Consider the following 24,947-nt stretch of genomic DNA (forward strand, 5'->3'; position numbering starts at 1 on the left):
CCATGACAGATTTGTTCAAAGCGAGTAAATTTTTCTACCATTACTTAAAACAATACAAGTGGTCGTTTCTATTCATTTTTGTGACGGTGATTCTGGCAACGTATCTGCAAGTGCAAGCGCCAGTCTTTGTCGGAGAAGCGTTCCAAGAGTTGGCGAATTATGTTGGTGGTTTGATGCAAGGGGTCGATGATAAATCAGCTTTTCTATCGATCATTTGGAAATTGTTGATTTTTTATGTCTTAGCCAGTGCAGCCAATTTTGTTTATAGTATCTTGTTCACGCAAGTGGTGGGGAAATCAACCAACAGAATGCGGATCGGTTTATTTAATAAACTGGAAAAATTGACGATCAAATTCTTTGATTCTCATCAAGACGGTGATATTTTGAGCCGTTTTACCAGTGACTTGGACAACATCCAAAACAGTTTGAACCAAGCATTGTTGCAAGTGCTGACCAATGTAGTCTTAATGGTGGGAATCTTGATCATGATGTTCCGTCAAAACGTTGAATTGGCATGGGCAACGATTGCTTCTACCCCGATTGCGGTGTTGATCGCGGTGATCGTGATCCAAAAAGCCCGCAAATATGTCGATCTGCAACAAGATGAAGTCGGAAAATTAAACGGCTATATCGATGAAAAAATCAGTGGTCAACGAATCATCATCACCAATGGACTGCAAGAAGAAACCATCGATGGTTTTCTGGTCCACAACCAACAAGTCCGCGAAGCTACCTACAAAGGGCAAGTCTACTCTGGGCTGCTTTTCCCCTTGATGCAAGGAATGTCTTTGTTGAACACGGCAATCGTGATTTTCTTTGGTGGCTGGTTAGCATTAAACGGTGACTTAGAACGTTCCGTTGCTTTAGGATTAGTTGTGACCTTTGTCCAGTATTCGCAGCAGTATTATCAACCATTGATGCAGATCTCTTCTGGTTACAGCATGATTCAATTGGCGATCACCGGTGCGCGCAGAATCAATGAAATGTTTGATGAACCTGATGAGGTCAAACCAAAAGACGGGATCAAAGTGAAGGGCATCAAAGAGGCGGTTGCTTTGAATCATGTGGACTTTGGGTATGACAGTCAACAATTGGTCCTAAAAGATGTCTCGATCACAGTCAACAAAGGCGAAATGGTCGCATTAGTCGGACCGACGGGTTCAGGAAAAACGACCATCATGAACCTATTGAATCGCTTCTATGATGTGAATGGTGGTTCTGTGACCTTTGACGGCATCGACATCCGGGAGCTAGACTTGGATCTGCTGCGTTCTCAAGTGGGAATCGTTTTGCAAGAATCCGTGTTGTTCTCAGGGACGATTCGCGAAAACATTGCTTTTGGGAAACCAGAAGCGACTGAAGCCGAAGTCATTGCAGCAGCGAAACAAGCCAATATCCATGAGTTTGTTATGACGTTGGAAAAAGGCTATGACACGGAGATCACCGAAGAGAATAATCTTTTCAGTACTGGTCAAAAACAATTGATGAGTATTGCCCGAACGATTTTGACCAATCCAGAATTGTTGATTTTGGATGAAGCCACCAGTAACGTTGATACCGTGACCGAAGCGAAAATTCAACGAGCAATGGATGAAGCGATCAAAGGTCGAACCAGTTTTGTGATCGCCCATCGCTTGAAGACGATTTTGAATGCCGACCGCATCGTAGTCTTGAAGGATGGCAAAGTCATTGAAGAAGGCAATCACCATCAATTGGTGGCGGCTGACGGCTTTTATGCAGAACTGTATCACAATCAATTCGTTTTTGAATAAGCGCAAACCAACGTAAAATCATCAAGAAGACACTAGCAGGACAGCCCGCAATTTCGTCAACCAATCGACGAAACAGCGGGCTGTTTTTTTTTAGGTTAAAGCAAGCGCTTCTTATGACGACAATGTCTATGAGCAGTTAGTGGTATAAGAGATCCGTTGATCTGATAACCAAAAAAGACCAGCCTTAAGCATGGTCTTCTTTGGTTTTTTAGTGATACGCAGCGGTTTGAGTCAACCACTCAATAAAATGGTCTGGCTGTTGCGTATCCTGTGCCACGATATTCCACTGCTGGTTTTTGCAGCGGGTGCATTCATGCAGCACCTGATAGCCTTTTTTGGAATGTTGGCGATAGTCAATCGGTCGCATCAAGCCATGGCAAGTATTTTGACGATCACCCGGGCGAATATCCACGTGTAACGAGTAGAGACACTGGGGACAATGGTTGCGGTAAGAACCATTGGTCAAGGGTGCCACAGGCGTACTGCAGTTTTTACAAACAAAGGTCGTATTTTCATCTTTTCTCATTTTGCTTTCCTCCAAAAGAATGATTTCTTTTGAGAGAAAAGGGTTCCGTTCGTTCTTCATCAGGCTTCTTTGGCTAGGGACACATTCACCGTCCGTAACGATTACTTCTGCTTCCAGCTTCATGCGATTTCGCAATCCGTACCACGCTTAGTTTTTTTCGTTTTGTGCTAAGCACTGTGTTGCGGCAGCCCACAACCCAGCAGTAAGTGTAGTCCAAAGTCACTGTCATTGGCGTCGTCCCCTAGAAAGCAATTGAGGAATGCTTTTTCATCGAGTACCTCCTTTGTGTTTACGAGGGTATTATAGCAGAAATAGAGTTGGAATTCTAAGACAGATGAAACCTGATCGCAATTCATTCCTTTTTTATCGTTAAAAACAATAATATGTAGATAATAATGCTATTTTGTGACAAAATATTTACATGTAGGTTTCGCTCGATTTTATTTTGGTCACTGAAGAAGAGACACGGAATCACAAAATGAAGGAAGGATGACCTAACGAAAGGAGAACAAAAATGTTTGGTACGAACAAGAAATCCGAAAATTCGAATGGTACACAAGGCAAGAAACGAAAAAAGCGTTTGACTGTAGAAAATCTGATCAACCAATATCTTGAAGAAAAAGAGATCCATGAATTGAGTGATGGTCTGTCTGTCCAGATCTTTAATGACTTATCTGCACACCGAATACATTTCATGGAGATCCCCAACCTTAGTTACAAAAATCTCGGAGCAGCTATCCAAATTGATCAAAACTGGATTAAAATCAAGCAACAAGATACGATCATCAAACAGCAGGCAGAGATTATTCAGCTTTTGAAAGAAACACGAGAAATAAACTAATAAATGAAGCTTAACAATAGCATTTGTGTAAAAGAGAAGGGACAAGCAGATGAAAACTCAAAATAATATTTGACTGGTTGGTACATAAATGATATTCTGTTTATGTACTGATCGGTAAAGAAAAGGAGCTGGAAAGATGCGAGGACGTCCTAAAAAACACAATAAGGAAGAAGCAGTGAAGATTGCTATGCATGAATTTTGGTCCCATGGCTATGAAGCCTGCTCAACCGAGAATCTATGTCGCGAAACAGGGCTGGGGAAAGGTAGCTTTTATAACACATTTGGTAGTAAGCACGATTTATACGTAGAAACATTGCGTGTATATCATGAGCGCTGGATTCAAGAGCAAAAGCAATTATTGGATCAGGAAAAAGGGCTTTTAGAAAAATTAACAGCATTATTAAATTGGGCAATTGAAGTAGATTTTCAAGAAGACAGCAATGGCTGTTATTTGATCAATGCAGCGATGGAAAGAGGCAGTATTGATCCAGCCGTGGTGTTATGGTCCGAACAACATGCAAAGGAACTTGAGGCAGAAGTTGAAAAGCATATAGAAAAAAGTCTGCTTAGTGGAGAGATCAAAACGACAAAGACAGCCAAAGAACTGTCTCTTTGTTACCTTAATGCCTACTATGGACTGCGAACCTTGAATGCTTCGATGAGAAACAAGGCGATGGCACAACAAATTGCTGAAATTACGATAAAGAATTTATTGTAGTGGTCCAATTTCTAAGCAACAATCCAGTAATTTCACAAGCTTTGCTAATGACAAAGACACACAAGTACGATGTGAAAATAAAGAATAGGTCGAGAGAAAATGTATCTATTCGAGAAAGAAGGGTATTATGAACGAAACAGTAAGCACGATTCTTAATCATGTATCAGTTCGCAAGTTTAGTGAGCAAAAACTTACACAGGAAGAAATCAAGACACTCGTTGCAGCGGCTCAAGCAGCTTCGACCGCAAGTTATCAACAATCTTATTCAATCATCGGTGTTGAAGACACACGTCTGATGAAAGAGATTGCTGCAGTCGCTGGAAATCAACCTTTTATTGCAGAGGGAGGGCACTTTTTTATTTTTTGTGCTGATTTGTATCGCATAAAAAAGATGGCAGAGGCAAAAGGAATCGATTTGACAGAAACGTTGTCAGGAATTGATGCCTCAATAGTGGGTGCTGTTGATGCTTCTCTGGCAGCCCAAAATTTGGCGATAGCTGCGGAATCAATGGGGTTAGGTATTTGCTATATCGGCGGGGTGCGAGATGCAATCATCGAAATTACTGAGCTACTAGATTTACCTGATTATGTCTATCCTGTATTTGGAATCGCTGTAGGTCATCCTATTGAAACAAATGAAAAAAAACCACGGATACCATTTGAAGGAATTTATCATGAAAATACATATTCTCGCAATAAAGAAGACATCATTCATGCCTATGATGATGAAACAAAGTGCTATTATGCGAAACGGACAAAAACCAATGCTGAACGCTCCTGGTCCACAACAGCAATAGGCAGTTTTTCCCGCTTGCCTCGACTGTTTATGAAAGAGTATTTAAATCAAAGAGGATTGAGCAAACGATAAGGCTCTTTGTCGCTTGTTACACCGCTCTATTTTCGAATTATGAAAACAGGAAAGTGATGATGCTGAGCGCATGATCACTTTTCTTATGAAGCACGACAGAAGAAAAGTATTTTTTTCAATTAAAAAACCGAAGAACGAGCTGAGCGTTTTCCTTGAAAAGGAGGGCAGCTAGCTGGTTCTTCGGTTCTTTGTTGATGATGAAAGATCAATAGTACTCCCCGTGGCGATAGTCCCATGAGTTGAAGTGATCAGAAAGGTACATTTGGATTTTTTCAACATCGAGTCCTTTACGGATCAAGACAGGTGCGGGAGTGATGGAGCGCTGGTCTCCTTGCTCAGGGATCAAGTTGCCGTCTTTATCAACGAAAGAAACCATGACTCCTTGCTCATAGCGGGTTTCCAGCGTTTTGTCTGGTTGGATCGATGCAACATAGTCGTTGCCTTCAATGATTAGATCGGCTTCTTGCGCGATTTGTTCGCCGATCCCTTCAACAAGTCCGCGGTTTCCTTTGCCTGAAGGGTTCGCTGAGCTGGCGAAAAGTAATTTCTTTTGCTGATCCCAAAGTTCTTTTGAAATCTGCTCACCAGGGACACCGAATTTGATCACAAAACAGCTGGTTCCCCGAACGTCCGTCATCAATTCTTCTGAACCATCGTTTGGGATATAGGCTTTTCCTGATTCTTTCCAAGGCAAAATCGCACCGAATAACACGTCATTGTTCCAGCAAGTTTCGTAAACGGCGGCGGTTTCCGCATTTAGTTCGGCTAATTCATGTAGCTGTTCCAATGAGCTGCAAAGAACGACGCCTGGTTTGTTACGCTTGCGATTCTTCGCTGAAAACTTGCGTTCCAGCCCTTTTTTATCAGAGACGGCAATAATATAGCCGACTTTGGTTGGGCAAACGATCACTTTGCCTTCTTCATTCAAATAGTTGATCGCACGTTGATTTGGTTCTCCTGTCCATGGGACTTGTTTTGTTTCTTTCACTCTCTTCATCCTCCCTGTCTTCCAATGAATCGCCGTCATGAAAAATATAACGGAATATTCTGAAAATTCTGATTGAATATGGTTACCCTTGATGATAAGGGAATCAATCTGTGTAGTCAAGGGGATTTACACCAGAATGTAAAAAGAGAGGAAGAGGAAAACCGTATATACGTCATTAGAGAATAGAGTGAATGATTGACAGCAACACTATTTTTTTCCGCTTTGTATGAAAAAATTGACTGTTTTTCATGTTATTTATATGGGAAGATAGGCTTATAGATAGAAGAACGCAATCAAAAGAATAGTTTTTTTGTGAAAGATGAGGAATATCATGAGTGAAAAGAAAAAAATACGCAAGCTTTTGTTGGCATCGATTGTCGCTGGGAGTATCTATGGTGGCGGTGCCTTGCTTTTTGGGTTGCTGGTCAGTTATAACGTCCTCTTGTTAGATGGGGTCTATACATTGATTGGTGCAGTGATGTCACTGATTGCTTTGTACGTGGCAAAATATATCCAAGCCCAAGATTTTGAACGTTTCCCATTCGGTAAAGAGGCATTGATGCCATTAGTGGTATTTATTCAATATAGTATCATCCTGCTGATCTCGATTTATGGGATCATTGAGTCTGCTTTTAGTTTATTACACGTCAGTGATGGCATGATTGATCCAATCGGTTTGTATTTCTCGCTGGTTGGTACGATCTACTGTTTCTCTTTTTACTTGTACTTAAAAAAGAAACCACTGACCCATCCCTTTTATTGGGTGGAACTAGAACAATGGCGTTTCGGCTTTTTCTTTAGTTTGGGTGTCGTCGGTTCATTTCTTGTGTCCTGGCTGATCCAAGCCAGTCCCTATGGGAAGTTTGCGATGTATGTCGACCCAATCATCTCCATCGGGATCACCTTGTTCTTTATCCAGCTTTCGATAAAAGAGTTGAAAGCAGCGATTTTAGAATTGACTTCTTCTACTCCAAAAGAAGAACTGCGGGAGACCATCATGACGATCGTTGAAAAAGAATTGCGCGCAGAAGAAGTGGTGGACTTTGTGTTACGTACCGCCAAAGTCGGTAATCAAGTCATTGTGGAATTAGATGTAGTGATTTTACCTGCAACTCCTCTCGATACAGTAGGTCAGCAAGATCCCTTGCGAGAACGATTGAATCAGGCAATCAGCCAACAGATTTCCGATTATTCCCTCTGGCTAAACATAAATTTTGTCGGTGACATCAAATGGGCGTATAGTGAGGAGTAAGAATGGCTGCAAAGCAGCTTGAATAAACCGTGAAAATAACAGGGAAAAGAGGAAACAAATGACAATTCTGAAAACCTATGGAAAAATCACCGCAGCACTTTTCTTGTTAGCGGCAAGCATCAATTTATTTTTGGGCCCGCATCATGTGGCAGCTGGCGGTGTCAGCGGAATCGGTATTTTATTAGAGTCAGCACTCGGTTGGGATCGAGCGGCTGTGATCATGGTCTTGAATATTCTCATGCTTATTCTTGCCTATGCCTTTTTAGGGAAGGGGCCTTTTTTGAAAGTCCTCTATGGTAGTTTTGCTTTTCCAGTAGCAATTGCTTTAGTCCCAGAATATATGGTGGCTGAAGACCGGCTGCTTTCCGTGATTTTTGGCAGTGCGATTTTTGCTTTAGGAGTAGCGATTTTGTACAAAAATCAGTCTTCCAGCGGCGGCACAACGATTCCACCGCTGATTTTCAAGAAATACTTTAATTTGAATCCAGCGATTGGCTTGCTGGCGACCGATGCGATCGTTGTTTCTATGAACTTGTTCGTTTTCGGGTTTGAAGAGTTCTTGTTTGCGATATTATCGATCGTGATCACCTCTGGTGTGATGACCTACATTGAAACGGGCTTTAACCGGAAGAAATCCATCATGATCTTAAGTGAGAACCACGTGAACGAGATTCGAGAAGCAGTCTTTGATAAAACAGCTCGTGGTGCCACACTATTGGCTGCCCAAGGCGGCTACCAGCAAGCAGACAAACAAGTACTGTTGATCGTGGCCAGCGACCAAGAATTTATGCAGATCAGACAAATCATTGAGACCATTGATCCAAAAGCGTTTGTGATCGTCAATAATGTCTCAGAAGTACTGGGCCAAGGCTTTAGTTATCACCCAATCGAATGAGCGTATTCTCGCTTGTTCAGCGTATGAAACCACCCTCGTCAAGTAGGCAATCTACTCGACGAGGGTGGTTTTTAAGGTCCATGATTTTCAAATAGCTTTACTCCGTAAAGTAATCGGGAAAGGCCTTTTCCACAAAAATCAAATCGTTATCAATGACATCAATGTGTTGTCCGACCAAGGGAGCAATTTTGGCTTGGTCTTTTTCTTTTAAAGTGGCTAAGATTTCTTCGTGATCCCGCAAAATAATTTCCCAAGACAATTCCTCCACCTCTAAACGTAAGAAGCGGAAGCGATTTAAAGGCAGATTGATCGTTTGTAGCCAATTCCAGACATTTTCTTTGTCTGCAATCTTATAGATCAACTGATGGAAGGCCTCGTCGAGTTGGAAAAACTCGATTTCATCCTTCAATTGGGCATATGTCCGCTGCAAAATAACGAGTTTTTCTAGTTCTTTCAGCTGCTCTTCTGTAATGGCTTGGCAGGCCGCTACGAATACTTCTTTTTCAAGCGTCTCTCTGACAAAACGAGCTTCTTCAATTTGTTTGATACTGATTTTAGAAATATAGGTGCCGCTTTGGGGAACGACATGGATCAGTGCTTCACGGCGCAGACGAATAATTGCTTCACGGATCGGCGTCCTGCCAATGGTTAGCCGTTGCTCCAATTCCTTTTCAGATATTTTTTGACCGGGAATCAGTTTGGCGGTTAAGATCAACTCTTTGATTGATTCATAAGCTTGTGATTGAAAATTTGTAGGGTTCAACATAAACGCTTCTTTCTGTATCAGGCATTCAATTACCTTCTAAAGAAAAACTCTGAAGGAAGGTGCCTAGGGATAGTTTTGAGTAATAAAACTAGTATATAAGTTGAATAACCTTTTGTAAAGGCTTGCAATTCAGTATAGAATGAACTAGAATACTAATATATCAGTTTTGAGAAAAAGGAGGAAGTAGGATGTTTGATTTTGCTGCCTTGAAGCAGGCAGGAGTTACGATGCCGATCGTTCCCAAAGAAGTGACGGATCAATCAGATACTCAGTTTCAATGGTTACACTTTGGAGGGGGAAATTTGTATCGGGCATTTCACGCAGAAGTAGCCCAAACGTTGATCGATCAACAAGCGCTGACAAAAGGAATCGTAGTTTGTGAAACCTTTGATGAACAGGTGATTGATCAAGTATATGCCCCTTACGAGAATGATATTTTAGAAGTGGTCATGCATGAAGGGGGACGGTTGGAGAAAAAATTGCTCCAGTCAACCGCGGCTAGTTATTATTGCCATCCTTCCCGCATTGCGAGTTATGAGCAAATACGCAAAGTATTTCGTGAGCCGTCACTACAATTGGTCACCGTAACAATCACAGAAAAAGGCTATGGCTTAAAAGACAGTCAGGGGAATTTTTTGCCTGTCGTCCAAGCGGATCTCGCTGCGGGTCCTCATCAGGTCAACCATACAATGAGCATTTTGACTAGCTTTTTATGGGATCGTTTTCAATCAGGGGCTCTTCCGATCGCTATGGTCTCTACCGACAATTTTTCGCAAAATGGGCTCCGTTTCCAAGCGGCGATTGTCACCATCGCAAAAGAGTGGCAAAAGCTGGGGCATATTTCAGAAGCGTTCGTCCGATACTTAGAAAACAACGCGCAAGTGACGTTTCCGTGGTCAATGATCGATCGGATCACGCCAAATCCTTCAACAGCAGTTGCAGAAGAATTAGCAGCAGCTGGCATTCAGCAGCTGCCAGTCATTCGGACCGATAAAGGAACGATGATCGCTCCGTTTGCTAATACAGAGGCGACTCATTATTTAGTGATTGAAGATGATTTTCCGAACGGTCGCCCGAATTTAGACAAAGCGGGGGTGATCTTGACGAGTCGAGAGATCGTAGACAAAACCGATAGTATGAAAGTCACAACTTGTTTGAATCCACTGCATACGGCAATGAGTTTGTTCGGCTATTTACTCGGCTATACATCCATTGCTGCGGAAATGACCGATCCAGATATTGTCGCTTTGATCAAAGGAATCGGCTATCGTGAAGGCTTGCCGGTAGTGGAAGATCCTGAGATCATTCAGCCAAAGAAATTTATCGATGAGGTGGTCGGTCTTCGTTTACCGAATCCGCTGATTCCTGACACCCCCCAGCGCATCGCCGCAGATACCTCACAGAAAATCGCCATCCGTTTTGGCGAAACCATCAAAAAGTATGTGGAGAAAGAAGGCTCGGCTTCTGAGCTGACTTTTATTCCTTTAGCGATTGCTGGCTGGTTGCGTTATCTCTTAGCGATCGATGATGAAGGCCATACATTTGTCCCAAGTCCTGATCCCCTCTTAGCAGAATTGCAAGAGATTTTACATGAGTGTCAGTTGGGGTCAGCCGCCGATGTTCAAGAGATCATTCGACCAATCTTAGCAAATCCGCAGATTTTTGGTTTGGATCTCTATCGTGCAGGAATCGCTGAAAACGTGGGTCACTTGTTCACTAAGATGCTAACAGGAACCGGCGCAGTTCGTAAAACATTACATGAAACAGTAGAAGGGAACGAATAAAAAATGGAAATGACATTTCGTTGGTATGGAAAAGAATACGATAAAATCAAGTTAGCAGATATCCGTCAAATTCCTGGGATGAAAGGCATCGTCGGCACACTTTTTGATTTGCCTGCTGGGGCAGTTTGGCCCAAAGAACGGATCAAGGCGCTCGTGGAAGAAGTCGAAGCAGCTGGACTTTCTCTGAAGGTGATCGAAAGTGTCAATATTCATGATGACATCAAGATTGGCTTGCCTTCGAGAGACCTGTATATCGAAAACTACAAAGAAACGATTCGTAATTTGGCAGCATACGGGATCGAAGTGATCTGCTATAATTTTATGCCGATTTTTGATTGGATCAAAACGGATCTCGATTATCGCTTAGCCGATGGTTCTTCAACGATGGCATTTGAAAAAGCAGGGATCGACAAAGACCCAGAAGAGATCGTCAAAGAAGTTGAGGAGTCAAGCTCTGGCTATACCTTGCCAGGCTGGGAACCAGAACGTTTGGCACATGTCAAAGAATTGTTTGCTGCGTATAAGGATGTCGATGATGACAAATTAAGAGAAAACTTTGCTTATTTCCTAAAAGCCATCATTCCCACCTGCGAAGAGGTCGGCATCAAGATGGCTGTTCATCCAGATGATCCTCCCTATTCGATTTTTGGTCTGCCGCGTATCGTTAAAAACCGTGATGATCTGGATTGGGTCTGTAACGTGGTCGACAGTCCGTCAAATGGCATCACACTTTGTACTGGCAGTATCGCCGAAGACCCAGCCAATAATGTCTATGAGATTTTGGCTGAGTTTTGTCGCCGGGATCGGATTCCTTTTGCCCATGTTCGTAACATTCAATACTTGGGCAATGACAAAGACTTTTATGAAGCACCGCATCTCTCCTCTGAAGGCTCGTTAGACATGTATCAGATCCTAGAAGCGATGTACAAAAATGGCTTTGACGGCTATATTCGACCAGATCATGGGCGAATGATCTGGGGAGAAACGGGACGTCCAGGCTATGGCTTATATGATCGGGCGATCGGCGCTTCCTACTTATTAGGGTTGTGGGAAGCCATCGACAAGAGCGTGGGGCGTTAAGAAAAGGAGCGAAGAAATGTTTTTAACTGACGATTTTATTTTGAAAAACAGCTTTGCCAAAGAGTTATACCATGGGTATGCAAAAAAGCAGCCGATCATTGATTACCATTGTCATTTAGATCCGAAAGAGATTTTCGAAGACCAAAACTTCACCAATCTGACCCAAGCGTGGCTGGCGGGGGACCATTACAAATGGCGCTTGATGCGAGCCAATGGTGTTGCAGAATCTTTGATCACTGGCGATGCTGACGACTACGAAAAATTCTGTGCTTGGGCGCAGACCTTGGAGGCTTGCATTGGCAATCCATTATATGTCTGGACCAATTTGGAATTGAAGCGAATCTTTGGTATTGATGAGCGGTTGACACTAGCCAGTGCAGCAAGCATTTGGGAAAAAGCCAATCAACAGTTGCAGACGAAGGAATTTTCACCACGAGGGCTGATCAAAAAGATGGCCGTTGAGGTGATCTGTACGACGGATGATCCCATTGATTCGTTGACGTATCATCAAAAGCTGGCAAAAGAATCCTTTGCTGTGTATCCTACCTTTCGTCCTGACAAAGCAATCAATCTGCAGAATTCAGAATTTCCAGCATACCTTAAGCAATTGGCTGCAGCTGCGAACAAAGAAATCACTAGCTATCAAACGCTGGTTGAAGCATTGGCCGTACGTATTTTTTACTTCCAGCAACGGGGCTGTCGTTTAGCAGATCACAGTCTATCACGTCTTGGAGAGGAAGCCTACGATACCGCTGCACTTGAAGCGATTTTTCAGAAGCGTTTGACCACTGGGACACTGACTAATGAAGAAATCAGACAATTTCAAACCGGCTTACTGATTGACTTGATGCGCCAATACGCAAAGCAAGGCTGGACCGCGCAATTGCATCTGATGGCGACTCGCAACAACAATCAAAAACTTTTCCAACAACTAGGACCTGATAGCGGCGGTGATGCGATGGGGGACGATCGTCTAGCGAGCGGCTTAAGTCGGACATTGGCGCAGCTTCAGGTGGAAAGCTTATTGCCGAAAACGATTTTGTATTCACTGAACCCCAAAGATTATCCAGTGTTGACTGCGCTGATGGGGGCGTTCCAAGAAGAGAGCAAAGGCAAGCTGCAATTAGGCTCTGCTTGGTGGTTCAATGATACGTATTCTGGTATGCGATATCAGTTGACGACCCTAGCAGAAGGCGGGATTCTTGGAAACTTCGTCGGCATGCTGACGGATTCTCGCAGCTTTTTGTCTTATCCACGCCACGAGTATTTCCGGCGGATTTTGTGTCAGGTGATCAGTGAATGGGTAGAAGACGGACAACTGCCAGCAGATGAAATATATTTAGGGCAGATCGTCGCAGATATCTCTTATCACAATGCGAAAACCTACTTTGATTTTCCAAACTAATGACTACTCGATTCGTTCTTGGCTTGCTAGAGAAGGAATCGAGTGTTTGTATGGCTATTGCTAAAGTTGCGTCTGTTCATTTACTATTGGCAGGGAATCCAGTACTATGATAGAAAGAATCAAAGAAGGAGCGAACAGTATGAATCCATTCTATGAAGAAGTCTATGCGCTGGCGCGGCAGATCCCTTTTGGTAAAGTCGTCTCCTATAGTCAGATTGCGTGGAAATTGGGACAAATCAACGGCGCGCGAGCAGTCGGTCGAGCGATGCGCTTGAGCCCTCAGGATGTCCCTGCCCATCGAGTCGTGCGGGCAGATGGCGTCTTAATTGGTCCCTCCGCCAATGGGCGAAAAGCAGCCCTCGTCGATGAAGGGGTGGTCTTCAAAGCCAGTGGTCGTATCGATATGAAGGCTTGCAGTTGGTCCATGAGCGAGATCGCTCCCGCTCAAATGAAGGAGCCATTATGAAAAAACGTGAATTTATCGTGCAAGATCTGTTGAGTAAAATCTATCAGGAAGAATTTTCTGCCGGCAAATTACCCAACCAAAGAACCCTTGCGCAAACCTATGGCGTTTCTCGGTTTACGATCCAGCAAGCAATCAAAAACCTTGAAGAGATCGGGATCGTCAAAGTAGTACAAGGTTCAGGGATTTTTATCCATGAAAAATGGGTCAAAAACCCAATGATCTTTAATTCCTTGACCCGCACCCCTTATGACCGCATCCATTCCAAAATGATTTCCTTGAATAAGGCGGCAGCAACGTTGGATGAACAGCAGATTTTCCAAATAGGCTCAGACGAGGAAGTCTGGACCTTTGAACGAGTGCGGATCGTCAATTATAAAATCGAACAGCTGGAAACCTCTAAATTGCCCGTCAGCCTATTTCCTGAATTGACACAAGAAATCGTGGAGCACTCGATCCAACGCTATGTCGAAAGCTGCGGATACCGCATTTCCCACTACATCACAAGCTATACCCCCATCACCACATCGACCGCGCAATCGGGTATTTTATTGTGCAAGCGGGGAACACCGGCAATGCAGATCAGCAATCGGGCGATTTTAGAAGACGGCCGCGTGTATGAGTTCAGCAATATCGTTGCCATTGATTATGCCGTGACCTACATCCGTCCCTTTGACCGTGAGATCCATCGCTCACGCATCGATTGATTTTTAGGAAAGCAAATGTGCCAGTTGCGTCGTCTTTACCCAGAGAGAAGAAAGACATCCCCTGTCGATTGGACAGGGGATGTCTTTTGTTGTGTTTAAGGAGTGATCAAAGTGCCGTCTGGTGTACGGCTCTGGGTCCATTCGTGAGGACGGTAAACCACGGGAAATTCCGCAGCTGCTGCTTCATCGAACGTGATTCCGATCCCACTTTTCTCGATGGGATAAAAATAGCCGTTTTCAGGTTGTGGACTACCACCAAAGACCGACTGGGTATTTGCTGGGATCGCAATCGTTTCTTGGATCGCGGCATTGTGGAGATGGATATTTAGATGGGTGTTGACGGCTAAGCCGACAGGGCTGATATCAGACGGCGTATGCCAAGCGATCCGAATGCCCATCGCATCGCAGAAGTGAGCCAATTTCAATGCTGGCGTGATCCCACCGATTTGTGAGACATGGGCACGCATAAAGTCAATCTGTTGATTTTTGACTAGCTCTTGCCATTCCATCGGATTATTGAACAATTCGCCGGTCGCGATCGGGGTCGCCGACTGGCTGCGGAGTTGCTGCAACCACTTGTTTTGATCCGGCGGCAAAATATCTTCTAGGAAAAAGAGATTGAAAGGCTCAGCGGCTTTTGCAAATTGAATCGCTTGGTTTGGATGCAGCCGTTCATGCACGTCATGCAGCATTTGAAATTGATTGCCGTATCGTTCTTGGATCGCAGCAAACATTTTCAGTGTTGTGTCCATGTAGTCTGTTTGATCAAAATAGGAACCAGCGATGGGCTGATCGGGTGTTTGCAGTTGGCTAGGATTTCCACCATAAAAGCCTAATTGGCAACGGATATAGCGATACCCCTCAGCCAAGAAGCGATCGATTTCTTGATAAAGGTCTTCGAGATTATCTGCCACGGCATGGGTATAGGCGGGAATCGCCGTACGCGCTTTTCCACCTAACAGTTGATACAATGGCATATCGGCTAATTGTCCCTTGATGTCCCATAAAGCCATGTCGACTCCTGAGATGGCATTGTTGGTGATCGGACCATTCCGCCAGTAAGAATTGACATTCATCACTTGCCAAAGATCTTCGATTTGATTGGCATCGCGGCCAAGTAAGAGGGGGCGTAAATACTCGTCAACGACGGTTTTTACGGCTAGTGGGCGAAACTGGAAGGTTGCGCAACCTAACCCAGATACGCCTTTGTTCGTTTCTACTTTAACGACAACAAGGTTATGACGATCAGGTTTGATCGCAAAGGCTTTGACGTCGGTGATGATCGTTGGTGTCATTTCATTCACTCCAATTTTTGTCTCTAGTTGCTATAGCCATTGAAACATGCTTGGCAACCGCTGTCAATTTGGTCTAATAAAAACTGGATATACACCATAAAACCAGTCCAATTTTTGCCTATTTTATAATAAAACGTTGATATATAGCGTTTTTATTCTGGTTTTATCAAAAAAGGACTGGTTTTACAAGTCTGTGTGAGCATGCTACTATGTGTGTGAAAACGGAAACACCTGAAAGGGCGCCCGTCAAAAGGATCAGGACCGTTAGCAAACAACAGGGGGAAAAAAAGATGACCAAAGAAGACATCGTAAAACAGATCATTAAAGATGTTGGCGGATCAGACAATATCAACAATGCATGGCACTGTATGACTCGCTTGCGTTTTGATTTAAAGGATGAGAAAAAAGTCGACTATGCGGCGTTAGAAAAAACACCCAAAGTCGTAGGAACAAAATATCAAAGTAATCAGCTGCAAGTAGTGATAGGAACGGATGTTGCTGATTATTATGCACCTTTAGCCAAAGAATTAGGACTTGATGAAGCGAACCAAGGGGAAACATCAGAGAAAAAAGGAGCCGTTTCCTTATTTATGGATACCGTTTCTGGCGTTTTTGGTCCGATCGTTCCAGCTATCGCTGGCGCAGGAATGATCAAAGGATTGATGGCTGGATTGGTAGCATTGAATGTCATCTCTAATCAAACAGATACCTATTTAGTGATCGACATGATTGCGAGCGGCGTATTCACATTCTTGCCATTTTTTGTTGCTGCTTCTGCCGCTCGGATTTTTAAAACCAATCAATATTTAGCGATCGCAATCGCGGCAACGCTGCAATTTCCAACGATGACCAATGCGGTAGCCGAAGGGAGCATTTCCGCCTTTCGTTTGTTCGGCGTCTTGCCAGTACCCGTCTTTAACTATGCAGGGACAGTGATTCCCATTATCTTTGCCGTGCTGGCGCTCAGTTATATTTACCGTTGGGTCGATAAACTCTTACCCCAAGTGCTGCGTACCGTGTTTACACCGACGATTTCGTTGTTTGTCGCTGGTATCTTGACATTAACGGTCATTGGCCCAATCAGTATCCATCTAGGAAACTTATTGGCTGCTGGCGTGGCTGGATTATTCACTATCTCGCCTGTCTTAGCAGGAATCGTGGTAGGGGCGATTCGACCAATCGCAATCTTCACGGGACTGCATCATGCCATGACCCCGATCGCTTTGCAAAACTTTGCCAATCAAGGATATGATATGCTGATGCCAATGATGTTTATGGCAAATATGGCAATCACCGGCGCAACAGCAGCTATTTATTTCAAAGTCAAAACCAAAGAAGAAAAATCGATCATTCTATCGTCGGCGGTTTCAGGCTTGTTAGGGATCACAGAACCTGCGTTATTCGGGATTTTGTCGAAGTATAAAAAAGCCTTTATCGCAGCAACAGTTGGTAGTTCTGTGGCTTCTGCCTTCATCAGTTTCTTCGGTGTTCGTATTTATGGGTACATTCTTTCAAGTATCTTTAGTTTGCCAGCCTATATCGGGGAATACTTTATCTACGCCGTTCTAGGGATCATCTTGGCGATCGGCTTATCTTTTGCCATGAGCTGGTTCTTGGTACCAAATCAAGCAGCAGAAGGCGATCGTTACACCAACGAAGTGGATCTGCATGCCGTGACCCATGGTGAATACGTCCCATTAGAAGATGTACCAGATGAAGTTTTTTCAACGAAAATGATGGGAGAAGGCTATGCCATCGAGTCACAAGATGGCCAAATCTTTGCACCAGTCAGTGGCGAAGTCACCACTGTGTTCCCTTCAAAACATGCCGTCGGGATCAAAACCCAAAACGGCGTTGAAGTTCTTGTGCATATGGGGATCGATACAGTTTCCCTTGGCGGTCAAGGCTTTGAAGTCTTTGTCAAAGCTGGGGAGCAAGTCACTCCGCAAACCAAACTGGCACAAATGGATCTGCCGTTTATCAAGCAGCAAGGCAAAGAAACCATGGTGATCGTTTTGATCACCAACATGGATCGCGTGCAACAATTTTCTGGAAGTACTGATTTAGAAGGCAGACACCAAGCCGGTGCATTACTGGAAAAAGTCGTTTTGAATGCCTAATAAAAGAAAAAAAGATGAGCTTCGTTAACGAAGTTCATCTTTTTTTCTTTGCTATTAACTACGCAGCCCGCGGCCTTTTTGGATCAAGTACCAGCATACGCTGTATAAGACGACAATGAACAAGACCAAAATACCGATGGAGAGGAAAATCGGGACATCGATGGTGCCCAAAAAGCCGTAACGGAAACCAGAGATCATATACACGATCGGGTTGACTTTGGAGATCGTTTGCCAAATCGGCGGCAGCATGCTGATGGAGTAAAAGACGCCTCCAAGATAGGTCAATGGTTGTAAAACAAAGGTTGGCACGATGGAAACATCGTCAAAGGATTGGGCGAAGATCCCATTTAGCAACCCTGCTAATGAAAATAAGATGGCAGTCATGACAAGGGTTAAGACAACGATGACCCAAGAATAAACATGTAATGGGACGAAGAAAAGGGAAATGATGGTCACCAATGTGCCCACCAAGATACTACGTCCAAGTCCGCCAAAGACAAAGCCCCAAATGATGACGTGGGTAGGGACCGGCGCCACTAAGAGTTCCTCAATGTTTTTTTGAAACTTCTGTGAAAAGAAGGAAGAAGACACATTAGAGTAAGAACTGGTGATCGTCGACATCATGATCAGCCCAGGAACGATAAATTCCATATAAGAAAAGCCGCCCATTTCGCCGATGCGGCTGCCGATCATTTTCCCAAAGATAATAAAGTATAAGGAAGTAGTGATGACGGGTGGGACGAGGGTCTGCACCCAAATCCGTAAATAGCGGTTGGTCTCTTTGACCGCTAAACTTTTTAAGGCTGTAAAATAAAGACTAAACATGGTTTTCCTCCGCTTCGTGTGATTCTTCGGTGATTTTCAAAAATAGTTCTTCCAAGCGATTGGATTTGTTGCGCATGGAGAGGACATTGATCCCTTGCTGACTGAATTGGGCAAAAAGATCGTTGACGCCTTGATCTCGAGCGACTTCAACAGCGATGGTCTGTTCATCTTCCATTTGGATCGGATACCCAGTGATCGTTGGTGCTTGTTTGATCGGTGCGATATCAAAAAGAAAGGTTTCAAATTGCAGTTTTGCCAATAAGGACTTCATGCTGGTGTTTTCGATCAGTTCACCAGATTGGATGATCCCGATGTTGCGGCAAAGCATTTCCGCCTCTTCTAAATAATGGGTCGTCAAAATGATCGTTGTGCCCTTTTGGTTCAGCTCTCGCAAAAAGCTCCACATTTCCCGCCGTAATTCGATATCGACACCTGCCGTCGGTTCATCCAAAATCAATAGCCGTGGTTCATGCATCAGGGCACGAGCAATCATCAAACGGCGTTTCATCCCGCCCGACAGCATCCGCGCACGAACATTGCGTTTTTCCCACAAATTCGACTGCTTCAAGTATTTTTCGCTGCGCTTGATGGCTTCGTTGCGGGGGACACCATAATACCCAGCTTGATTGACGACGATCTGCTGGACCGTTTCAAAGGGATTGAAATTGAATTCTTGGGGAACCAGACCAATCTGTTGTTTGACTTGGACCAATTCTTTGTCTAAATCGTAGCCGAAGACTTTGACGCTTCCCGAAGATTTATTGACAAGAGAGGTGATAATGCCGATGGTGGTGGACTTTCCAGCGCCGTTTGGGCCTAACAAGGCATAAAAGTCGCCTTCTTCCACCGTCAAATTTATGCCCCGCAACGCTTCAACGCCGGTAGCATAGACTTTGCGTAAATCGGTTAGTTCTAGTGCATAGGTCATGTTTGTTTGAACTCCTTCTATGTATGATGGTTTATTCTATCATTTTTTTTCAAGAAGAACCGCATGATTTGATTTTTTTCATTTGATTAGATAACAATTGTTGCTAATCGATGAAAAGTGAGAAAGAGGCAAAAGAAAAAACGATCATTTGATCGTTTTTTCGATAAAGTCGATTGTTAGCATAAATACCGTTCTGGTCGTTCTGTCTGTCCTAATAAGTAATCGACAGAAACATTATAGAGGGAAGCTGCGTGTAGCAGCGTCAATACATCGGGTAAGCGATCGCCTGCTTCGTATAAGGTGTAATCGGGGTAAGACACATCGAGATGCTGGCATACTTCTTTTGGGCTCAATCCGCGTTCTTCTCTTAAAAATTTGAAGCGGCAACGCAAGGTGTCTAATAAAAAAGCTTCTTCTAATGTCACTTTGCGGTCCTCCTTAAAAAATAGCGCTTTTTTTTCGCACTGTTCTCTTTTTATTGTACCAACAAAAGCAAAATATGCGAAGTGATTCACATGAAGGGCGATCGGTTTTTGTCAAAAAGTGAAACAAATGACTTGCTCTGAGACGCGTTTCATACAGTATGCTTGATTTATAAAAAGGAAGGCGGGATGGAAACATGAATACATACATGAAGAAAAATGGTGCGGAATGTTGTTATGTGACGTTGGCATTTGATGGACAACAACTGGTATTGACGAAGCCAAAAGGGTTCTTTCAAGAACGGTTAGTAGAAATTCCTGTGGATGAGATCAGTCACTTGACGTGTGATGAACACTTCGGGTCTCAGCGCATCGGATTTATCCATCACAACGATTACTATGAATTTTATACATGTGGGTTAAGTGTGATAGACTATATGAAAGAACAATTATTCGTTTAAGGAGCAGTGAGTCATGGCAAACATTCGGGATATTGCACGCTTGACCGGCTATTCGGTCTCAACGGTTTCACGGGTCATTAATAACAATCCTTATGTCAGTGAAGAAAAGCGTCGTAAGATCCTGGCTGTCATGGAAGAGGTCAACTATATTCCGAATTACACGGCGCGGGCATTAAGTGTCGGCAAAACCAAAAATATCGGCGTGATCCTGCCGTTTGTCAATCATCCCTATTTTGATCGATTATTGAGCGGCATCACGACAGCAGCGTTTGCTCGGGGCTATAAGGTGACGCTTTTAGCCACAAACTATGATCCGCAAGTAGAGGAAGCGTATTTGCAAGAATTTGCGGCGAAAAGCTTTGATGCTTTGATCATTACCTCGCGGGCGAATCCGATCGAAACCTTATTGCCTTATCGTTCTTACGGACGCATCGTCTTTTGTGAAAATATCTCGTATTTGACTGACGGCTGCACCTATATCGATCGAGAGGAATCGATCAAGGAGGTCTTCACGTATTTTAAGGAACAAGGCATCCAGAAAATCGGCGTGACATTGGGACGTAGCCGCAAGCTCAGCAGCAATTCAAAAATCACGGTCCGTTTGGCTCATGACTATTTTTCGACCTTTTCCGAAGACTTGATTTTTTGGGATTGCTTGACGGAAGAAGATGGCAAAGAAGCGGCTGCTTATTTTGCAGATAAAGGAGTCGAAGCGATTTTCACCAATGGGGATCATGTTGCTGCTGGGATCCAGTCGCAGGCGCCGGGAGAATGGCTCGTGATTGGACGGGACAATTTATACATCAGCGAGCTGCTGCAGCTTTCAACGATCGATCATCACTTGCAAGCTTGCGGGGAGACTGCCGTCCAATTGGCGGTAATGGAAAAAAGCGGCAACTATCGCATGCCCTATGAGTTCATCAAACGATAGCTACAGACGAAACGATGCGCAAACAGGCCCCTGAGCGGGCAGTGCTTGCGCATCGTTTTTTTAATGGGATTTGGTGTAATGGTCAATGATCTGTTTCAACAGCTGCGCGCTGCCGACGCCTGCTTTTTGATCGTAATAGGAGGTAAAACGCTCGTCTTGAACGTACATTTCCCCTAAAGATCGGTGATATTCTGCTGAGTAAAAGGGCGCTGCTTGTTTAAGCCATGCTTGATGCGCAGCAAAAGCCTTTTCGGCTTTGTCAGAAGGGATTCGTTTCCCTTCCTTTTCATTCAATAGCTCTTTTATCAGCTGCAACAAGCGGTTTTCGTTGTCGGTCAGTGCTTGATAATCGACTTGGGTCATCTGCTGCCACTTTTGGTTGCTTTGTTCGATGATTTCCTCACCGTAGGCTTCTCGTAATTCGGCACCGTAGTTCGCTTCGTTTTCACGAATTTTTTTTTCCTTAAAATAACGGAATTTCTCTTGATCGGTCATCGTCTTTTCTCCTTCATAATAATCAATTGTTTGCGCTAAGGTGGTCAAAAGACTGTCCAGGGCTGCTCGCTCTTGTAAAAGCTGTTGGTAATGCTGCAACAAGACCGTTTGGATCGATTCCTGTGGCTCATCCAAGATTCCGCGGATTGTTTCTAATGACAGCCCAAAAGACTTAAAATATAAAATCTGCTGTAGGCGATCGACTTCCTGTCTCCCGTAGATACGGTAACCAGCTGAGTTGGTGCGTTGCGGTTGTAACAACTTGATCTGATCATAATACCGCAGGGTACGGCTGCTGACTCCTGACAGTTTAGCTAAGGCACTGATCGTATATTCCATCGGCTTTTCCCTCCTTACACCTGTATCCTAAAGGTTGACGTAACGACAAAGTCAAGAAAATTTTTTTGCGTTTTTTAAAATGTGCTATAATTATAACAAAGAAAGGAAGATAAGATGCAAATAGTTTTTTCTGATATTGATGGGACGTTCCAAGAAATGGGGCACCCGATTCATGAGATCAATAAAGAAGCCATCCGTTGTTTGCAAGCCCAAGGGGATCACTTTGTGTTTGTCACAGGGCGAGGATTTGAGCTTGTTCAAGATATGATGGCGGAAGAAGGCCTTTCCTGCGATGTGATTTTTGGAAACGGCGCTGGTCTGATGTTAAAAGGAGAAGCGCCTGTTTTGACGCATACCTTGCCCTATAAGACATTGGCGCAAGTGATTGGTATCTTAGAAACAGAAGAGGTTTTTTATTTCTTACATACTGACCATGGCATCATTTCCCCACAAGCGCATTTGTATGAAGCGCAATTTCAAGAAAGCCGCAAGCAGTTACTCGCGGAGTTAGGGGAGCGAGGACAAATCATCGCTGACTACAAATATGAGTTCTTTTACAACGAATGTCTTCATAAAGACGACGTGCTGCAGTTTATGAAGGAACATCCAGAGATAAAGGTCATCAAAATCGAACTGATGGAAGCGTCAGACGAAAAAAGAGAACGACTGCGGGCGATGATCCAATCAGAAACGGCTGCGATTTTTCAATCCTTTGTCCAAACACTGGAGATCGTTGATCCATTGGCGACCAAAGGTGCCGCGATCCGTTCCTTTTTAGAAGCTTTTCCCGCTGCCAAAAGCTACGGGATCGGTGATGGTGAAAATGACCTTGCGATGTTTGAAGCGGTGGATGTTTCTTTGGCTGTAGCAAATGCCAGCCCAGCGATCAAAGCAGTTTGTGATCGAACCATTGAGCGCGCGGAAGACGGCGGTGTTGGCCGCTTTATTTTAACAGAATTAGTTTCGAGAGAGGATGTTGTGCATGAAGTTGATTGAAACCCCAGTAAACCAAAATCTAAATATGGAAACTTTTTACCCGAACATCTCCAAGTATCTATTCGACAAAATAGCGATCAAATACTATAAATTGTACTCGCTTGATCGGACGCAGATTCTCTATGTGGATAGTTTTGATACGATTTCTTTAGTATTGATCAACAATAAAAAGAAAATCAGTCGGGAAGAAGTTGACACAGCGATTCATCGTTTGCTGAAGGTCGATCGCAAAGACGTGACCGTCAATGTTAATATTCGTAAAGAAATGGAAGCAAGAGGCATCACCTTTTCTAAACCGAGGAAAGATGTCATTCTTGTTCAATTGCCTGTGAAAGAATAGTAGTTGAAAGAAGTTGGGACATGCACGTTGCAAGAGCAATCAAACGTTGAACAAAAGGGCGACCTTATACGCGCGCAGGAATGATGCGCCAATAAGTAGGAGGCTGACCCATGCTTTTGAGCAATTTGTTCTCAGATGGATTGCCTTGTACGAGCAAAAACCCAACTTTTTTTTGAAAAAAACAAGATTTTCTGTCTTTTGTGTTTTTTTTGCTATAATGAGAAGAAGTAAGCTAGAGGGAGTAAGAACATGCAGAAATTATTTAAAGATGACAGCTTGACGCTGCACACCGATCTCTACCAAATCAACATGATGCAAACCTATTGGGAGTTAGGCAGAGCCGATCGTAATGCGGTGTTTGAATGCTATTTCCGTGACATGCCTTTTGAAAACGGCTATGCGATCTTTGCCGGTCTGGAACGATTGATCGACTATTTGAACGATTTATCCTTTTCAGAAACGGATATTGCCTACTTGCGAGAAATTGGCGGCTACCCAGAAGCCTTTTTAGAGTATCTAAAGGAGTTCAAGTTTGCTTGTACCGTTCGTTCTGCGTTAGAAGGCGATTTAGTCTTCAACAATGAACCGATCATTCAAGTAGAAGGGCCGTTGGCACAAGCACAGTTGATCGAAACGGCGTTACTGAATATGGTCAATTTCCAAACACTGATCGCCACGAAAGCTGCCCGCATCAAATCCGTGATCGGCACGGATCCCTTGTTGGAATTTGGTTCACGGCGGGCACAAGAATTGGATGCAGCCATTTGGGGGACCCGAGCGGCTTATATTGGCGGAGCAGATGCGACGAGTAATGTGCGGGCAGGGAAGATTTTTGGCATCCCAGCCAGCGGAACCCACGCCCATTCCCTCGTGCAATCCTACGGCAATGACTATGATGCATTTATGGCGTATGCCCAAACCCACAAAGATTGCGTATTCTTAGTCGATACCTATGATACATTGCGCTTAGGTGTGCCAAATGCGATTCGTGTGGCCAAAGAGATGGGGGATAAGATCAATTTCTTAGGTGTGCGAATCGACAGCGGCGATATGGCGTATATCTCGAAAAAAGTCCGTGAACAGCTGGATGAAGCGGGATTCACGGAAGCCAAAGTCTATGCTTCCAATGATCTAGACGAAAATACGATTCTAAGCTTGAAAATGCAAAAGGCGAAAATCGATGTGTGGGGTGTCGGCACCAAACTGATCACCGCTTACGATCAACCGGCATTAGGCGCGGTTTATAAACTGGTGGCCATCGAAAATGAGCAGGGAGAAATGATCGACACCATCAAATTATCCAGCAATGCTGAAAAGGTTTCGACCCCTGGGAAAAAACAAGTTTGGCGGATCACCCGTAAATCTGACGGCAAGTCAGAAGGCGATTATGTCACGCTATGGGAAGAAAATCCACAAGCAGAAGACGAACTGTTCATGTTCCATCCTGTTCATACCTTTATCAACAAAACAGTGACGAACTTTGATGCGCGACCATTATTGCAAGACATCTTTGTAGATGGCCAGCAAGTGTATCAAGTGCCTGACTTAGAACACATCAAAGCCTATGCGACGAATTGCTTGGATTCCCTTTGGGACGAGTACAAACGTGACTTGAATCCACAGAAATACCCAGTCGATCTTTCGCAAGAATGCTGGGATCATAAAATGCGCACGATTGAAAAAGTACGCAAACAAACCAATGGCGCGATTTTGTAATCCGCAACTGCGCT

25 protein-coding genes are annotated in these 24,947 nt (G+C 43.9%); 17 read left to right on the plus strand and 8 right to left on the minus strand.

Annotation, left to right across the window (positions count from 1 at the left end; all coding sequences use genetic code 11):
- The first annotated feature begins 2 nt into the window (after positions 1 to 2).
- Positions 3 to 1,772, plus strand: a complete 1,770-nt coding sequence (locus P0G38_RS03395; RefSeq protein ID WP_275854038.1) for an ABC transporter ATP-binding protein — start codon at positions 3 to 5, stop codon at positions 1,770 to 1,772.
- Between the two features lie 208 nt (positions 1,773 to 1,980).
- Here the strand turns inward: P0G38_RS03395 and P0G38_RS03400 are convergent, their stop codons facing one another.
- Positions 1,981 to 2,298 (minus strand): RNHCP domain-containing protein, encoded by a 318-nt coding sequence (locus tag P0G38_RS03400; RefSeq protein ID WP_213356880.1) that lies wholly within the window; start codon positions 2,296 to 2,298, stop codon positions 1,981 to 1,983.
- A 514-nt stretch (positions 2,299 to 2,812) separates the two neighbouring features.
- Between P0G38_RS03400 and P0G38_RS03405 the strand changes: the two genes are divergently transcribed.
- The 3 genes from P0G38_RS03405 to nfsA all read left to right on the plus strand — a co-directional run bounded on the left by P0G38_RS03405 (position 2,813) and on the right by nfsA (position 4,725).
- On the plus strand, positions 2,813 to 3,139 hold the full coding sequence (locus P0G38_RS03405; protein ID WP_196043954.1) for a hypothetical protein: 327 nt from the start codon (positions 2,813 to 2,815) through the stop codon (positions 3,137 to 3,139).
- 136 nt (positions 3,140 to 3,275) lie between these two features.
- Positions 3,276 to 3,857, plus strand: a complete 582-nt coding sequence (locus P0G38_RS03410; protein ID WP_015510260.1) for a TetR/AcrR family transcriptional regulator — start codon at positions 3,276 to 3,278, stop codon at positions 3,855 to 3,857.
- A gap of 127 nt (positions 3,858 to 3,984) precedes the next feature.
- A complete protein-coding gene (nfsA, locus tag P0G38_RS03415) occupies positions 3,985 to 4,725 on the plus strand; it encodes an oxygen-insensitive NADPH nitroreductase (RefSeq protein WP_275854039.1) in 741 nt (246 codons plus the stop codon).
- 205 nt (positions 4,726 to 4,930) lie between these two features.
- On the opposite strand, the gene P0G38_RS03420 is transcribed toward nfsA, so the two are convergent.
- Positions 4,931 to 5,722 carry an L-threonylcarbamoyladenylate synthase gene (locus tag P0G38_RS03420; RefSeq protein ID WP_275854040.1) on the minus strand — a complete coding sequence of 264 codons (792 nt, stop codon included), beginning with the start codon at positions 5,720 to 5,722 and terminating at the stop codon, positions 4,931 to 4,933.
- Between the two features lie 322 nt (positions 5,723 to 6,044).
- Here P0G38_RS03420 and P0G38_RS03425 point away from each other — a divergent pair, with 322 nt between their 5' ends.
- The gene (locus P0G38_RS03425; protein ID WP_275854041.1) at positions 6,045 to 6,965 is read left to right on the plus strand and encodes a cation efflux transmembrane domain-containing protein; all 921 of its coding nucleotides are present in this window, start codon (positions 6,045 to 6,047) and stop codon (positions 6,963 to 6,965) included.
- A gap of 58 nt (positions 6,966 to 7,023) precedes the next feature.
- Positions 7,024 to 7,860 carry a YitT family protein gene (locus P0G38_RS03430; protein ID WP_005234105.1) on the plus strand — a complete coding sequence of 279 codons (837 nt, stop codon included), beginning with the start codon at positions 7,024 to 7,026 and terminating at the stop codon, positions 7,858 to 7,860.
- A gap of 97 nt (positions 7,861 to 7,957) precedes the next feature.
- Here P0G38_RS03430 and P0G38_RS03435 read toward each other — a convergent pair whose 3' ends face one another.
- Positions 7,958 to 8,626 carry a GntR family transcriptional regulator gene (locus P0G38_RS03435; protein WP_005234106.1) on the minus strand — a complete coding sequence of 223 codons (669 nt, stop codon included), beginning with the start codon at positions 8,624 to 8,626 and terminating at the stop codon, positions 7,958 to 7,960.
- A 188-nt stretch (positions 8,627 to 8,814) separates the two neighbouring features.
- Between P0G38_RS03435 and P0G38_RS03440 the strand changes: the two genes are divergently transcribed.
- From P0G38_RS03440 to P0G38_RS03460, 5 genes are all read left to right on the plus strand, one after another.
- A complete protein-coding gene (locus tag P0G38_RS03440) occupies positions 8,815 to 10,410 on the plus strand; it encodes a mannitol dehydrogenase family protein (RefSeq protein WP_275854042.1) in 1,596 nt (531 codons plus the stop codon).
- A gap of 3 nt (positions 10,411 to 10,413) precedes the next feature.
- Positions 10,414 to 11,490, plus strand: a complete 1,077-nt coding sequence (gene uxuA / locus P0G38_RS03445; protein ID WP_010749907.1) for a mannonate dehydratase — start codon at positions 10,414 to 10,416, stop codon at positions 11,488 to 11,490.
- A 16-nt stretch (positions 11,491 to 11,506) separates the two neighbouring features.
- Entirely contained in the window at positions 11,507 to 12,895 is a 1,389-nt protein-coding gene (gene uxaC / locus P0G38_RS03450; RefSeq protein WP_275854043.1) for a glucuronate isomerase, read from the plus strand.
- Between the two features lie 139 nt (positions 12,896 to 13,034).
- Entirely contained in the window at positions 13,035 to 13,361 is a 327-nt protein-coding gene (locus P0G38_RS03455) for an MGMT family protein (RefSeq protein WP_151195149.1), read from the plus strand.
- Positions 13,358 to 14,065 carry a GntR family transcriptional regulator gene (locus tag P0G38_RS03460; protein ID WP_275854044.1) on the plus strand — a complete coding sequence of 236 codons (708 nt, stop codon included), beginning with the start codon at positions 13,358 to 13,360 and terminating at the stop codon, positions 14,063 to 14,065. The genes P0G38_RS03455 and P0G38_RS03460 overlap by 4 nt, the downstream gene beginning before the upstream one ends.
- Positions 14,066 to 14,160: 95 nt before the next feature.
- Here the strand turns inward: P0G38_RS03460 and P0G38_RS03465 are convergent, their stop codons facing one another.
- The gene (locus P0G38_RS03465; protein ID WP_005234111.1) at positions 14,161 to 15,360 is read right to left on the minus strand and encodes an enolase C-terminal domain-like protein; all 1,200 of its coding nucleotides are present in this window, start codon (positions 15,358 to 15,360) and stop codon (positions 14,161 to 14,163) included.
- A gap of 290 nt (positions 15,361 to 15,650) precedes the next feature.
- Between P0G38_RS03465 and P0G38_RS03470 the strand changes: the two genes are divergently transcribed.
- The gene (locus P0G38_RS03470; RefSeq protein WP_010749902.1) at positions 15,651 to 17,480 is read left to right on the plus strand and encodes a glucose PTS transporter subunit IIA; all 1,830 of its coding nucleotides are present in this window, start codon (positions 15,651 to 15,653) and stop codon (positions 17,478 to 17,480) included.
- Positions 17,481 to 17,534: 54 nt separating this feature from the next.
- Here the strand turns inward: P0G38_RS03470 and P0G38_RS03475 are convergent, their stop codons facing one another.
- The 3 genes from P0G38_RS03475 to P0G38_RS03485 form a co-directional block, all read right to left on the minus strand.
- Positions 17,535 to 18,305 carry an ABC transporter permease gene (locus P0G38_RS03475; RefSeq protein WP_005228499.1) on the minus strand — a complete coding sequence of 257 codons (771 nt, stop codon included), beginning with the start codon at positions 18,303 to 18,305 and terminating at the stop codon, positions 17,535 to 17,537.
- Positions 18,298 to 19,233: an ABC transporter ATP-binding protein gene (locus P0G38_RS03480; protein ID WP_005228500.1), complete on the minus strand. Its 936-nt coding sequence runs from the start codon at positions 19,231 to 19,233 to the stop codon at positions 18,298 to 18,300. The genes P0G38_RS03475 and P0G38_RS03480 overlap by 8 nt, the downstream gene beginning before the upstream one ends.
- 176 nt (positions 19,234 to 19,409) lie before the next feature.
- Positions 19,410 to 19,658 (minus strand): helix-turn-helix domain-containing protein, encoded by a 249-nt coding sequence (locus P0G38_RS03485; protein ID WP_005234115.1) that lies wholly within the window; start codon positions 19,656 to 19,658, stop codon positions 19,410 to 19,412.
- A 194-nt stretch (positions 19,659 to 19,852) separates the two neighbouring features.
- Between P0G38_RS03485 and P0G38_RS03490 the strand changes: the two genes are divergently transcribed.
- Positions 19,853 to 20,116, plus strand: a complete 264-nt coding sequence (locus P0G38_RS03490; protein ID WP_005228502.1) for a hypothetical protein — start codon at positions 19,853 to 19,855, stop codon at positions 20,114 to 20,116.
- 13 nt (positions 20,117 to 20,129) lie between these two features.
- Positions 20,130 to 21,047 carry a LacI family DNA-binding transcriptional regulator gene (locus P0G38_RS03495; protein WP_010749901.1) on the plus strand — a complete coding sequence of 306 codons (918 nt, stop codon included), beginning with the start codon at positions 20,130 to 20,132 and terminating at the stop codon, positions 21,045 to 21,047.
- 60 nt (positions 21,048 to 21,107) lie between these two features.
- On the opposite strand, the gene P0G38_RS03500 is transcribed toward P0G38_RS03495, so the two are convergent.
- Positions 21,108 to 21,881 carry a MerR family transcriptional regulator gene (locus P0G38_RS03500; RefSeq protein ID WP_275854045.1) on the minus strand — a complete coding sequence of 258 codons (774 nt, stop codon included), beginning with the start codon at positions 21,879 to 21,881 and terminating at the stop codon, positions 21,108 to 21,110.
- A gap of 114 nt (positions 21,882 to 21,995) precedes the next feature.
- Between P0G38_RS03500 and P0G38_RS03505 the strand changes: the two genes are divergently transcribed.
- The 3 genes from P0G38_RS03505 to P0G38_RS03515 all read left to right on the plus strand — a co-directional run bounded on the left by P0G38_RS03505 (position 21,996) and on the right by P0G38_RS03515 (position 24,933).
- A complete protein-coding gene (locus P0G38_RS03505; RefSeq protein WP_142973331.1) occupies positions 21,996 to 22,877 on the plus strand; it encodes an HAD-IIB family hydrolase in 882 nt (293 codons plus the stop codon).
- Positions 22,864 to 23,217: a DUF1827 family protein gene (locus P0G38_RS03510; RefSeq protein ID WP_010749898.1), complete on the plus strand. Its 354-nt coding sequence runs from the start codon at positions 22,864 to 22,866 to the stop codon at positions 23,215 to 23,217. Before P0G38_RS03505 ends, P0G38_RS03510 begins: the two co-directional genes overlap by 14 nt.
- 249 nt (positions 23,218 to 23,466) lie before the next feature.
- On the plus strand, positions 23,467 to 24,933 hold the full coding sequence (locus P0G38_RS03515) for a nicotinate phosphoribosyltransferase (protein ID WP_005228507.1): 1,467 nt from the start codon (positions 23,467 to 23,469) through the stop codon (positions 24,931 to 24,933).
- Positions 24,934 to 24,947 lie beyond the last annotated feature (14 nt).

The sequence above is a fragment of the Enterococcus casseliflavus genome (assembly GCF_029215545.1).
Taxonomy (GTDB): domain Bacteria; phylum Bacillota; class Bacilli; order Lactobacillales; family Enterococcaceae; genus Enterococcus_D; species Enterococcus_D casseliflavus.

What these genes read in the sequence shown, in the direction of transcription:
- P0G38_RS03425 (WP_275854041.1), top strand. Translation starts at nt 6,045, where the DNA reads ATGAGTGAAAAGAAAAAAATACGCAAGCTTTTGTTGGCATCGATTGTC.
- uxaC (WP_275854043.1), top strand. Translation starts at nt 11,507, where the DNA reads ATGTTTTTAACTGACGATTTTATTTTGAAAAACAGCTTTGCCAAAGAG.
- P0G38_RS03480 (WP_005228500.1), bottom strand. Translation starts at nt 19,233, where the DNA reads ATGACCTATGCACTAGAACTAACCGATTTACGCAAAGTCTATGCTACC.
- P0G38_RS03500 (WP_275854045.1), bottom strand. Translation starts at nt 21,881, where the DNA reads ATGGAATATACGATCAGTGCCTTAGCTAAACTGTCAGGAGTCAGCAGC.
- P0G38_RS03395 (WP_275854038.1), top strand. Translation starts at nt 3, where the DNA reads ATGACAGATTTGTTCAAAGCGAGTAAATTTTTCTACCATTACTTAAAA.
- P0G38_RS03505 (WP_142973331.1), top strand. Translation starts at nt 21,996, where the DNA reads ATGCAAATAGTTTTTTCTGATATTGATGGGACGTTCCAAGAAATGGGG.
- P0G38_RS03420 (WP_275854040.1), bottom strand. Translation starts at nt 5,722, where the DNA reads ATGAAGAGAGTGAAAGAAACAAAACAAGTCCCATGGACAGGAGAACCA.
- P0G38_RS03495 (WP_010749901.1), top strand. Translation starts at nt 20,130, where the DNA reads ATGGCAAACATTCGGGATATTGCACGCTTGACCGGCTATTCGGTCTCA.
- nfsA (WP_275854039.1), top strand. Translation starts at nt 3,985, where the DNA reads ATGAACGAAACAGTAAGCACGATTCTTAATCATGTATCAGTTCGCAAG.
- P0G38_RS03455 (WP_151195149.1), top strand. Translation starts at nt 13,035, where the DNA reads ATGAATCCATTCTATGAAGAAGTCTATGCGCTGGCGCGGCAGATCCCT.
- P0G38_RS03405 (WP_196043954.1), top strand. Translation starts at nt 2,813, where the DNA reads ATGTTTGGTACGAACAAGAAATCCGAAAATTCGAATGGTACACAAGGC.
- P0G38_RS03400 (WP_213356880.1), bottom strand. Translation starts at nt 2,298, where the DNA reads ATGAGAAAAGATGAAAATACGACCTTTGTTTGTAAAAACTGCAGTACG.
- P0G38_RS03515 (WP_005228507.1), top strand. Translation starts at nt 23,467, where the DNA reads ATGCAGAAATTATTTAAAGATGACAGCTTGACGCTGCACACCGATCTC.
- P0G38_RS03435 (WP_005234106.1), bottom strand. Translation starts at nt 8,626, where the DNA reads ATGTTGAACCCTACAAATTTTCAATCACAAGCTTATGAATCAATCAAA.
- P0G38_RS03490 (WP_005228502.1), top strand. Translation starts at nt 19,853, where the DNA reads ATGAATACATACATGAAGAAAAATGGTGCGGAATGTTGTTATGTGACG.
- P0G38_RS03410 (WP_015510260.1), top strand. Translation starts at nt 3,276, where the DNA reads ATGCGAGGACGTCCTAAAAAACACAATAAGGAAGAAGCAGTGAAGATT.
- P0G38_RS03440 (WP_275854042.1), top strand. Translation starts at nt 8,815, where the DNA reads ATGTTTGATTTTGCTGCCTTGAAGCAGGCAGGAGTTACGATGCCGATC.
- P0G38_RS03460 (WP_275854044.1), top strand. Translation starts at nt 13,358, where the DNA reads ATGAAAAAACGTGAATTTATCGTGCAAGATCTGTTGAGTAAAATCTAT.
- uxuA (WP_010749907.1), top strand. Translation starts at nt 10,414, where the DNA reads ATGGAAATGACATTTCGTTGGTATGGAAAAGAATACGATAAAATCAAG.
- P0G38_RS03465 (WP_005234111.1), bottom strand. Translation starts at nt 15,360, where the DNA reads ATGACACCAACGATCATCACCGACGTCAAAGCCTTTGCGATCAAACCT.
- P0G38_RS03510 (WP_010749898.1), top strand. Translation starts at nt 22,864, where the DNA reads ATGAAGTTGATTGAAACCCCAGTAAACCAAAATCTAAATATGGAAACT.
- P0G38_RS03470 (WP_010749902.1), top strand. Translation starts at nt 15,651, where the DNA reads ATGACCAAAGAAGACATCGTAAAACAGATCATTAAAGATGTTGGCGGA.
- P0G38_RS03430 (WP_005234105.1), top strand. Translation starts at nt 7,024, where the DNA reads ATGACAATTCTGAAAACCTATGGAAAAATCACCGCAGCACTTTTCTTG.
- P0G38_RS03475 (WP_005228499.1), bottom strand. Translation starts at nt 18,305, where the DNA reads ATGTTTAGTCTTTATTTTACAGCCTTAAAAAGTTTAGCGGTCAAAGAG.